The sequence below is a fragment of the Teichococcus aerofrigidensis genome, assembly GCF_054073225.1.
Genome location: NZ_JBSXMU010000106.1, coordinates 1 through 10,893, shown reverse-complemented (window position 1 = coordinate 10,893; position 10,893 = coordinate 1). Strand labels below are relative to the sequence as shown.

Here is a 10,893-nt window from a genome sequence, read left to right as displayed (position 1 = left end):
TGGCCGAGCTGGCGCCGGGCGTGACGCTCGACGAGGTGCGCGAGAAGACCGAGGCGGCCTTCACCACGGCGCCCGGGATCGGTTGAGGAACCCCCGGCCGGAGGGGCGCTCCTCCGGCCGGCCCCCGTCAGCCGGTTTGCCTCACCACTTGTAGGTGAGGCTGCCCAGGACGTTCAGGCGGTTGCCGTAGAAGCAGCCGTTCTCGCCCGAGCAGCGGCCGACATAGCGCGTATCCGCCAGGTTGCTGGCGGCGACGGCGAATTCGAAGCCCTTCGCCCGTTCGCTCAGCTTCGACAGGTCGTAGCGCAGCGCGGCGTCGAAGAGGGTGGTGGAGGGCACGACCGCGCCACCGGTGTTCACCGCCGAGGTATTGCCGAGATAGCGGATGCCGGCGCCGAGCGTCAGGCCGGAGAGCGGGCCCCGGGCCTGCACGAAGGTGTACTCGGCATAGAGCCCGGCATTGTTCTTGGCGACGCCGGCCGGGCGGTGGCCGAGCTCGGCCGCCGTGTTGCTGCGGGTGATCTCCGGGTCGAGATAGGTGTAGGACGCGACCAGGCTGACGCCCTGGCCCAGCTCCGCCACCCCCTCGACCTCGACGCCGCGCACGCGGATCTCGCCCACCGCCACCTGATCGAAGGGGCTGTTCGGGTCCGGCGTCAGGGTGTTCTTCTGCGTCAGATGGAAGGCGGCGACCTGCATGAAGCTGCGCAGGCCGCGCGGCTGGTACTTCAGGCCGACCTCGTACTGCTCGCCCTCCAACGGCTGCCAGGCATTGCCGGCGCCGTCGGTGCCGATCTGCGGCTGGAAGGAGCGGGCATAGCTGGCATAGGGGGCGAGGCCGTTATCGGCCAGGTAGAGCGCGCCGAGGCGCCAGGTGAAGGCGTCGTCGTTCTGGTAGCGCGTGATGCCCGCGTCGCGGTCGTCCACATCGGACAGCGCCCAGTCCTGGCGGATGCCGGCGGTGACGACCAGGCGGTCGAAGCGGATCTGGTCCTGCAGGTAGAGGCCGTATTGTGTGTTCACCTGCCGCACATTGTCATAGGGCGCGGTCAGCGCCGGGACGGGGCTGCCATAGACCGGCGCGAAGACATCGAGCCCGCTGGCGAAGGCGAAGTACTGCGCGTTGCGGTAGTTGATCTGGCTGTAGTCGAAGCCGCCCAGCAGGGTGTGGCGCACCGGCCCGGTGGTGAACTCGGCCTTCACCTGATTGTCCACCTGGAAGGTGGCGACATCGATATCGGCGCGGTAGGCGAAGCGGTTCAGCGTCCGCCGGTCGGCCTGCAGGCCGCCGCCATAGACCTGCTCCCAGTCGATCTCGGTCTGGGCGTAGCGCAGGTTCTGCTGCACCGACCAGACATTGTTGAAGCGGTGCGAGATCTCGTAGCCGACGCCGAACTGTGTGCGGTTGAAATGGTCGAAGTCCGGCTCGCCGGTGAAGCGGTCGCGGCTGATGCGGCCGAAGGGCGTGCGCACGACCGTGCCGTCATAGGGCAGGAACTGGTTCCCCGAGGTCTGGTCGCGCTGATAGTAGGTCAGCAGCGTCAGGCTGGTGTTGTCATCGGGACGGAAGGTGAGGGAGGGCGCCAGGAAGATGCGGTCGTCCTTGACGTAATCCACCGTCGTGTCGGCGTCGCGCACCAGCCCGGTGAAGCCATAGAGCCACTTGCCGTCGGCGGTCAGCGGGCCGCTCGATCGGCCCTGCGCCTGCAGGCGGTTGTGCAGCCCGGCGGTGAGCCGCACCTCCCCGGTGGCGAAGTCGCTCGGGCGGCGCTGCACCATGTTCACGAGGCCGCCGGGCGCGATCTGCCCGTAGAGCACCGAGGTCGGGCCGCGCAGCACCTCGTAGCGCTCCAGCCCGTAGGTCTCGAAGACGCTGCCGGCATAGCCGGTGTTGTAGCGCAGCCCGTCGAGGAAGAGGCCGTTGTCCTGGGCGTTGAAGCCGCGCAGCTGGAACCAGTCGGTGCGGCTGTCGGTGCCGTAGTTCTCGCCGCGGATGCCGGCGGTGTAGCGCAGCGCCTCGCCGAGCGTCTGCGCCTGGCGGGCGTCGATCTGGTCGCGCGGGACGACGCTGATGGATTGCGGATTCTCGATCAGCGGCGTGTCGGTCTTGGTGCCGGTGATCTGCTGCTCGGCGACGAAGCCCCGCACCGGATCCAGGGCCCGCTCGGCCTGGCCGGTGACGTCCACCTCCGGCAGCAGCTGGACCGTGCCATCGGCCGCCTGGGCGAGGGCGCCGGCCACCGGCAGGGCCAGCGGCGCGGCGAGTGCAGTGCCCAGCAGGAGAAGCAGTCGGCGCGGGGCCGTGGGCGAGGAGGGCATGGCGTTCTCCGGAGGGCTGCATCCCGCCCATGGCATTCCTGAGAACGCTTCGCAATGACAATCACGGACGCTCCGCGCGCGGGCCACGGCTTTCCGCCGGCCTGTGTCACGGGCGCCACGAAGCGGGGAAAAGCCCTATCGCACGGCGGTTTGCCGCCGGGGCTGGGCCGCGCGGTCGGGGGGCGCCGCCGGCGACGGCGGGGGCTGCCAGTCCAGGACCGGCACCGGCGCCGGTATTGGCGCGAGGGCCGGCGAGCCGCCGGCGGCCGGGGCCTGCCAGAAGCGGTCGAACTGGCTGCTGGTGCTGGTCATCAGATCCCCGCGCGGGCCGGTGTCATTCGGCCAGCTTTGTGCCTGGGCCAGACCGGGGGCGAGTACGGCCGCCGCCAGGAGCAGCAATCCGGGCGCGAATCTCATGGGATCGACATCCATTCCAGGTGGTGTCGTATCCTGGCGTCACGGCCGGACGGATTTCAAGCCTCCTTCGTGCCCCGGCCCCGCGGGAAGGGCCTCAGCGCAGGCCGAGCCAGGCGAGGATCAGCAGGCCGAGGGCGATGCGGTACCACGCGAAGGGGGTGAAGCCGATGCGGCTGATCACGTTCATCAGCCAGCGGACCACCAGCAGCGCAACGATGAAGGCGGCGATGAAGCCCACCGCGATCTGCCCGCTGGCCGAGAGGTCCAGCACCGCGCGGTTCTTCCACAGGCTGAAGGTGGTGGCGGCGATCATGGTCGGCACCGCGAGCAGGAAGCTGAACTCGGCGGCGGTGCGGCGATCCACGCCGACCAGCAGGGCACTGATGATGGTGGCGCCGGAGCGGCTGGTGCCCGGGATCATCGCCAGTGCCTGGCCGAAGCCGATCAGCAGCGCGGCCAGCGGCCCGATCTCCGGCACGGAATGGATGCTGGGCGCCGGGCGCAGCCTCTCGATGGCGATGATGACGATGCCGCCCAGGATCAGCGCCACCGCGACGACGAAGGGCGTGTAGAGCAGGTCCGTCACCGTCCTGTAGAGCGTGGCGCCGAAGACCATGGCGGGCAGGAAGGCCAGCAGCAGGTTGAGGGCGAAGTAGTATTCGGTGCTGCCCCGCTTCCACATGCCGAAGGCGATGCGCAGCAGCGTCGCGCGGAACAGCCAGATCACCGCCAGCACGGCGCCGAGCTGGATGCTGATCTCGAAGGTCTTGCCGGGCGGCCCCTGGAAGCCGATGGCCTCGCCGAGAAGGATCAGGTGGCCGGTGGAGGAGATGGGGAGGAACTCGGTCAGCCCCTCCACGATCCCCATCATCAGCGCGGAGAGAAGCGAGGCGAAATCCATGGCGACATCCTGCTCTGGGATGGCCCGGATAGCTCGCACCGCCGGAACTGTCACGCCGCACGAGACCCCGGCTGCCGCCGCCCGGGATGAAATCCAGGACAGGGGCGGTCAGGATCGCGTCAGCGGCCCGATCGGGGGCCCAATCGGGGACCCGACCGGGGGGCGATCAGCGCACGGTCTGGCCGGCGGTGAAGGCGAAGTTGTCGAAGGAGTTCTCGGCGACGCGGAACCAGGCGTAGCTGTCGTCGCGGAAGCGGCGCTGCGACTCCCAGAGCTTCCTGAAGCGCTCGTTCTTCGCCGAGATCTCGTCGTACAGCTCATGCGTCGCCTTCCAGGAGGCGGCGAGGATCTCGCGCGACCAGGGGCGGAGCTGCGCGCCGGCGGCGATGAGGCGGCGCATGGCCTGCGGGTTGGCGGCGTCGTAGCGCGCGGTCATGTCCTGGTCGGCCTCGGAGCAGGCGGCCTCCAGCGCCGCCTTGTAGGCGGGCGGCAGGGCGTCGTGCGCCTGCTTGCCGATCAGCAGCGCGGTGCGGGCGGAGGGCTCCCAGAAGCCGGGGAAGTAGTAGTTCGGCGCCACCCGGGCGAAGCCCAGCTTCTCGTCGTCATAGGGGCCGACGAACTCGACCGCGTCCAGCGTGCCCCGCTCCAGCGCCGGGTAGATGTCGGCCGCCGCCACCTGGGTCGGCACCGCGCCAAGCTTGGCGAAGACCTGCCCGGCGATGCCGGCGATGCGGAACTTCAACCCCTGCAGGTCGGCCAGCGTCTTCACCTCCTTGCGGAACCAGCCGCCCATCTGGGCGCCGGTGTCGCCGGCCGGGATGAAGACGATGTTGTAGTCGGCGAAGAACTCCTGGGCCAGGGCGGCGCCGCCCCCGTGGCTGTACCAGGCCTTGTTCATCCGGGTGTTCAGGCCGAAGGGGATGGTGGTGAAGAAGGCGAAGGTCGGGTCCTTGCCGATCCAGTAGTAGGCCGGCGCGTGGGCGCATTCGACCGTGCCGGCCTGCACCGCGTCCAGCGCCTGCAGCCCGCCGACGATCTCGCCGGCCGGAAAGACGCGGATCTGGAACTTGTTGTCCGTCATGGCGGCGACGCGGCGGGCGATCAGCTCCGGGGCGCCGAACAGGATGTCCAGGTTGCGCGGGAAGGCGCTGGTCAGGCGCCAGCGCACCTCGGGGGCGGATTGCGCCAGGGCGGGTGCGGCGAGGGCGGCCGGCGCGGTGGCGGCGGCGCCGAGCAGGGCGCGGCGGTTCATGACGGTGTCTTCCTCCCCAGGGGATGCGGCGGCCGGTTGACCCGGCATTCACCTGCTTTATCCCGGAACGATGCGGGGCGAAACCATCCTGCGCGAACCAATGGACGGCGAACCAGGGGGCGCGAAGCCGGTGGGCCGGCCCCGCCGGGGGGCCGGCCACGCGGTCGGTCAGTAGCGATAGGCCTCGTGCTTGAACGGGCCGCTCGCCGGCACGCCGATATACTCCGCCTGGGCGGGGGACAGCCTGGTCAGCTTGGCGCCGACCTTGGCCAGGTGCAGGGCCGCCACCTTCTCGTCCAGCTTCTTGGGCAGGGTGTAGACCTTGCACTCGTAGTTCTGGTGGTTGGTCCAGAGCTCGATCTGCGCCAGCGTCTGGTTGGAGAAGCTGGCGGACATCACGAAGCTCGGGTGCCCGGTGGCGTTGCCGAGGTTCACCAGGCGGCCTTCCGACAGCACGATCAGGCGCTTGCCGTCGGGGAAGATCACCTCGTCCACCTGCGGCTTGACATTGTCCCACTGGAAGTTCCGCAGGGCGCCGATCTGGATCTCGCTGTCGAAGTGCCCGATGTTGCAGACGATGGCGCGGTGCTTCATCGCCCGCATGTGGTCGAGCGTGATGACGTCCACATTGCCGGTCGCGGTGACGAAGATGTCGCCCTTCGGCGCCGCATCCTCCATCGTCACCACCTCATAGCCTTCCATGGCGGCCTGCAGGGCGCAGATCGGGTCGGCCTCGGTCACCATCACGCGGCAGCCGGCGTTGCGCAGCGAGGCGGCCGAGCCCTTGCCGACATCGCCATAGCCGGCGACGACGGCGATCTTGCCCGCCATCATCACGTCCGTGCCGCGGCGGATGGCGTCGACCAGGCTCTCGCGGCAGCCATAGAGGTTGTCGAACTTCGACTTGGTGACGCTGTCGTTCACGTTGATGGCTGGAACCTTCAGCGTGCCCTTCTTCGCCATGTCCCACAGGCGGTGGACGCCCGTCGTGGTCTCCTCGGAGAGGCCGCGGACGTTCTTCAGCAGCTCGGGATACTTGTCGTGCATCAGCACGGTGAGATCCCCGCCGTCATCGAGGATCATGTTGATCTCCCAGCCATCCGGGCCCCGGACGGTCTGCTCGATGCACCACCAGAACTCCTCCTCGTTCATGCCCTTCCAGGCGAAGACGGGGATGCCGGCGGCGGCGATGGCGGCGGCGGCGTGGTCCTGGGTCGAGAAGATGTTGCAGGAGGACCAGCGGACCTCGGCGCCGAGCGCGGTCAGCGTCTCGATCAGCACGGCGGTCTGGATGGTCATGTGCAGGCAGCCGGCGATGCGGGCGCCCTTCAGCGGCTGGGACGGGCCGTATTCGGCGCGGATGGCCATCAGGCCGGGCATCTCGTCCTCGGCCATGGAGATCTCCTTGCGGCCCCAGGCCGCCAGGGAGATGTCCTTGACCTTGTAGTCATGCTGGGCGTTCACGTCGGGCATGGTGCTTCTCCGGATCTGCCCCGGCGGGTAGCACAGGCGGCCGGCGGATGGCCAGCCCGCACGACGAAACATAAGAATGTGTTTATATGTCCGGATGGCGCCGGAGCGCTCGCCGCTTCAGGCGGCCGCCTCGCCGAACTCCATCACCAGCTCCTGGATCCGCTTCGGGTCGCTCTGCTCCATGACGCGCCGGGCGAAGCGGGCGCAGTCGTCGATCTTGAGGGAGCGGACCATCTGCTTCACGCGCGGAATGGCGCTGGCATTCATCGACAGGGTCCGCAGCCCGAGCCCGAGCAGCAGCGGCACCAGGCGGGGATTGCCCGCCATCTCGCCGCAGACCGAGACCGGCATCCGCAGCCGCAGCGCCGCCTCGGTGGCGAACTGCACGAGGCGCAGCACGGCGGGGTGCAGCGGGTCGTAGAGATGCGCCACCTCGGTCTCGGCCCGGTCCACCGCCAGGGTGTACATGGCCAGGTCATTGGTGCCGATGGCGAAGAAATCCGCCTCCAGCGCGATGGCGTCCGCCGCCAGCGCGGCGCCCGGCGTCTCGATCATGACGCCGAGCGGCGGCAGGCGCTCGGGCAGGGGCGTGCCCTTGCGGCGCAGGCGGCGGGCCACCCGCTCGTAGATCTCGCGCGCCTGGGCGACCTCCTCGGGCACCGTCACCATCGGCAGCAGCACCCGCACCGGACCCTGCGTCGCCACCCGCAGGATGGCCGCGAACTGCGCCTCCAGCAGCTCGGGGCGCTTCAGCAGCATGCGCACGCCGCGCAGGCCGAGCGCCGGGTTGGGGCCGCTGTGATAGGTCTCGACACCGTCGGCCAGGGCCTGGATGTCCTTCTCGCCGCCCCAGTCCAGCACGCGGATGGTCACGCCATCTCCCGCCAGGGGGCCGACGATCTGGCTGTAGGCCTCGAACTGCGCATCCTCGTCCGGCAGGTCCTCGCGGTTCATGAAGAGGAACTCGGTGCGCAGCAGGCCGATGCCCTGCGCCCCGGCCTGGGCGATCAGCGGCAGCTCGGCGGGGATCTCCAGATTGGCCTGCAGCTCCACCTCCTCGCCATCGAGCGTGATGGAGGGCAGGCGGCGCAGCTTGGCCAGCCGCGCCTTCTCCTTGGCATAGGCGGCGAGCGCCGCCCGGCCGGTCTCCAGCGCCTCCGCGCCCGGGCGCAGCACGACGGTGCCGAGGCCGCCGTCCAGCACCGCCTCGTCGCCGCGCCGCGCCGCCTCGCTCAGGCCGTGGCAGCCGAGCACGCTCGGAATGCCGAGGGCCCGCAGCATGATCGCGGTATGCCCGTCGGCGCCGCCCTCGTCGGTCGCCACGCCGGCGATCCGGGTGGGATCGAGCAGCGCGGCATCGGCCGGGGTCAGCTCCTCGGCCACCAGGATGGCGCCCTGGGGCACGTCCTTCAGGCTGCGGAAAGGGGTGGCGGTGAGGTTGCGGGTCAGGCGGCGGGCGATCTCGCGCACCTCGCCGGCGCGGCGGCGGAGGCCGGCCTTGTCGTCGTCCCGCGCGGCCAGGATGGCGGCGGCGATGGCCTCGGCCTCGTCCTGCACCGCCGTCTCGGCGGCCAGCAGCTCCTCGGCGATGCGGCGGCGCGCGCCGCGCAGCAGCCGGCTGTCCCGCAACATCAGCCCATAGGCGTCGAGCAGCGGCTCCAGCTCCTCCTGCGCCTCCTCGGGCAGAATGGAGAGCCGGTTCTTCAGCTTAGTGACCTGCTTGCGGCTGAGGGCCACGGCGGCGGCCAGGCGGCCACGCTCCTCCTCGGCGGCGCCGGGGGCGATGGTGCGGCGCGGCGCCTCGGCCGGGGGCTCGCTGGTGTCATAGACGGCGCCGATCGCGACCCCGGGGGCGATGGGGATGCCGTGCAGGGTGGCTTCCCGGGTCCGTCGGCCGACCCGCTTCGGCGCCTCGCTCTTCTCGGTCCTGTCAGTCTTCATGGAAGCCGGCCTCGATCAGGCCGGCGACCGCATCCAGCGCTTCCCGCGCATCCCACCCCTCGGCCTCCACCACCACTTCGCTGCCCTGCCCGGCGCCGAGCATCATCAGCCCCATGATGGAGCAGGCGGGCACCTTCTGGCCATCATGCGAGACCGTGACGCAGGCCGAGAACCCCTCGGCCAGCGAGACCAGCTTGGCGGCGGCGCGGGCGTGCAGGCCGCGGCTGTTCGGCACCCGGACGATGCGGCGCAGCAGCAGCGGGTTGCCCGCCTCGGCCGAGGCCTGCGCCGCGGCGCTGGAGCGGAAGACGTCGGACGGGGCGAGGCAGGCGGCCGGACGGGGAGGGAGCAGGGTCACGAGACTTTCCTCACGCTGCCGGCCATCGGGCCGCCGGTCTGCTGTGCCATCTCGGCGGGCGGGGTGCAACGCGCCGGCGTGGCACAGGCAATATAATGCCGGCCGGCGCGCATGGCATGCTCGACGCAGGGGGAGAGGGTCTCGGCGCTGCGGATGCGCGCCAGCTTGACCAGCAGCGGCAGGTTGACCCCGGCGATCACCTCCACCGTCTCGCCCTCCCCCGCCTTGGCCTTGGCCACGGCGGTGGCGAGGTTGGAGGGGGTGCCGCCGAACATGTCGGTCAGGATGATGACGCCATCCCCCTGATCGACCTCGGCCACCCGCGCGAGGATGTCGCGCTTGGTGTCCTCCATCCCGTCCTCGGGGCCGATGCAGACCGTCTCGACCTGCGGCTGCGGCCCGACGACATGCTCCATCGCCCGGCGCATCTCCTCGGCCAGACGGCCATGGCTGACCAGTACGAGGCCGATCATCGACGAAACGCCATCACAGTGTGCAAGAAAAGGGGGCCTCCCGACCCGTTTGGGACCACGGTCCCGTGCTCGCCGGGCTTGCCGGCCGCGTCCTGTCCATTCCCGCCGGCTCCTGCGCGGCGAGGGTTCCGCTGCCGCTGCTCGCATCCGGGGCGGCCGCCAGTTCGCGGTGACTCAGATCGACACGCCAGCCCCGTCCGGCAAGATGCGCGGACAGCATTTCAGCCAGCAGCACCGAGCGGTGCTTGCCGCCGGTGCAGCCGAGGGCGACCGTCAGGTATTTCTTGCCCTCGGCGGCGTAGCGGGGCAACAGCGGGTCGAGCAGCGCGGTCATGCGCTGCCAGAATGGGGCGAAATGCGGATCTGCCCGGATGAAGGCGGCGACCGCCGGATCGCGCCCGGTCAGCGGCCGCAGCGCCGGATCGTAATGCGGGTTGCGCAGGAAGCGCAGGTCCAGGACCAGGTCGGCCTCGCGCGGCAGGCCCCGCGGGAAGGCGAAGGACAGCACGCTGATCCCCATGCCCTCGGCCTCGACGGCGCCGAAGCGGCGGCCGATCAGCCGGCGCAGGTCGGGCAGCGGCAGTTCGGTGGTGTCGATCACCAGGTCGGCCGCGTCGCGCAGGGGGCCAAGCAGCTCCCGCTCGCGGGCGATGCCATCCGCGACCGAGCCGCCCAGCGAGCCGCCGGGGGCCAGGGGATGGCGCCGCCGCGTCTCGGAGAAGCGGCGCAGCAGCACGGTCTCCTCGGCGGTCACGTAGAGCAGCTGCGGGTCGAGGTCCGGCAGGGCGCGCAGCCGCGCCAGCAGCGCCAGCATCTCCGCCGCCTCGAAGCCGCGCGTCCGCACATCGACCCCGACGGCGAGCGGCGCGCTCCGGCCCTCGCGCACCACCTCCTCCAGGACCGAGAGCGGCGGGTTGTCCACGCTCTCGAAGCCCAGATCCTCCAGAACGCGCAGGGTCGAGGAGCGGCCGGCACCGGAGAGGCCGGTCACCAGCACCACGGGGCGGGGCCGCGCCCCTCCCGGCGCATCCGGTGAGGGCTCGCTCACGCCGCGAAGGCCCCGGCGCGCTGGGACAGGCCGGCCGTGGCGGCGGCGAGGGCCAGCTCGATCTTGGCGGGGGCCGAGGCCTCGAAGGGATGCAGCGCCAGCAGGGGCAGCGAGAAGCCGGGCGGGGCGCCCTCCGGCGGGGTGTACCGGCGCGGCGAGGGCAGGCGCGGCACGGCGGCCTGCGGCGCCAGCTCCACCGCCAGGCACAGCGGCGCCGGACCATGCGGCAGCCCCTGGAAGATGCCGACACCGCGGACCTCCAGCAGCCCGGCCAGCGCCGCCGGCGCCCGTGCCATGCCGCCGGGCTCCAGCTCCACCTGGTCGTCGGCGACGAGTCGCCAGCCGCGCTGCATCAGGCGCAGCACCAGGTCGGATTTGCCGGAGCCGGGCGGGCCCAGCACCAGGACGCCGCCCAGGCCGGAAGGCCCCTCGGAGGCGGCGCAGCTGCCATGGAGCAACATGGGGGAAGTGGCTCCTCTGTAATGTGGCGAAATATGGCAGCATCGGGGTGGCTGTAAAAGCCTTCCGTGATCCTGCACCTGCGGTTGCGTTGGTCCGACAAACCAGAACCGGCGCGCGCGATTGCCCGCGCCGGGCTTCGGTGCCACGCTCGCCCCCGCCATGACCTCTCCCGCATCCTCCGCGCGATCCGCGCCGCCGGACGCGGGGGGCCCCCCGGCCCCCCCCCCCCCCCCCCCCCCCCCGACCCCC

The 10,893-nt window shown here is 71.0% G+C and carries 10 protein-coding genes; all 10 read right to left on the bottom strand.

Annotated elements, in window-relative coordinates; genetic code table 11:
• Nucleotides 1-141: 141 nt before the first annotated feature.
• Complete coding sequence (locus tag ACVMLK_RS16985) at nt 142-2,319, bottom strand: TonB-dependent siderophore receptor (protein ID WP_198365025.1); 2,178 nt, start codon at nt 2,317-2,319, stop codon at nt 142-144.
• A gap of 135 nt (nt 2,320-2,454) precedes the next feature.
• A complete protein-coding gene (locus ACVMLK_RS16980; protein WP_457487066.1) occupies nt 2,455-2,751 on the bottom strand; it encodes a hypothetical protein in 297 nt (98 codons plus the stop codon).
• Between the two features lie 79 nt (nt 2,752-2,830).
• Nucleotides 2,831-3,637 (bottom strand): undecaprenyl-diphosphate phosphatase, encoded by an 807-nt coding sequence (locus ACVMLK_RS16975; protein ID WP_457487065.1) that lies wholly within the window; start codon nt 3,635-3,637, stop codon nt 2,831-2,833.
• Nucleotides 3,638-3,803: 166 nt separating this feature from the next.
• Complete coding sequence (locus ACVMLK_RS16970; protein ID WP_422922399.1) at nt 3,804-4,889, bottom strand: TRAP transporter substrate-binding protein; 1,086 nt, start codon at nt 4,887-4,889, stop codon at nt 3,804-3,806.
• 168 nt (nt 4,890-5,057) lie between these two features.
• Complete coding sequence (gene ahcY / locus ACVMLK_RS16965; protein WP_422922400.1) at nt 5,058-6,362, bottom strand: adenosylhomocysteinase; 1,305 nt, start codon at nt 6,360-6,362, stop codon at nt 5,058-5,060.
• A 117-nt stretch (nt 6,363-6,479) separates the two neighbouring features.
• A complete protein-coding gene (gene ptsP / locus ACVMLK_RS16960; RefSeq protein ID WP_457487064.1) occupies nt 6,480-8,303 on the bottom strand; it encodes a phosphoenolpyruvate--protein phosphotransferase in 1,824 nt (607 codons plus the stop codon).
• The gene (locus tag ACVMLK_RS16955; RefSeq protein WP_422924737.1) at nt 8,293-8,562 is read right to left on the bottom strand and encodes an HPr family phosphocarrier protein; all 270 of its coding nucleotides are present in this window, start codon (nt 8,560-8,562) and stop codon (nt 8,293-8,295) included. Before ACVMLK_RS16955 ends, ptsP begins: the two co-directional genes overlap by 11 nt.
• A 95-nt stretch (nt 8,563-8,657) precedes the next feature.
• Nucleotides 8,658-9,134: a PTS sugar transporter subunit IIA gene (locus ACVMLK_RS16950; protein ID WP_198365031.1), complete on the bottom strand. Its 477-nt coding sequence runs from the start codon at nt 9,132-9,134 to the stop codon at nt 8,658-8,660.
• Between the two features lie 13 nt (nt 9,135-9,147).
• Nucleotides 9,148-10,182: an RNase adapter RapZ gene (gene rapZ, locus ACVMLK_RS16945; protein ID WP_457487063.1), complete on the bottom strand. Its 1,035-nt coding sequence runs from the start codon at nt 10,180-10,182 to the stop codon at nt 9,148-9,150.
• Nucleotides 10,179-10,643: an HPr kinase/phosphorylase gene (locus ACVMLK_RS16940; protein WP_198365032.1), complete on the bottom strand. Its 465-nt coding sequence runs from the start codon at nt 10,641-10,643 to the stop codon at nt 10,179-10,181. Before ACVMLK_RS16940 ends, rapZ begins: the two co-directional genes overlap by 4 nt.
• Between the last annotated feature and the right edge of the window lie 250 nt (nt 10,644-10,893).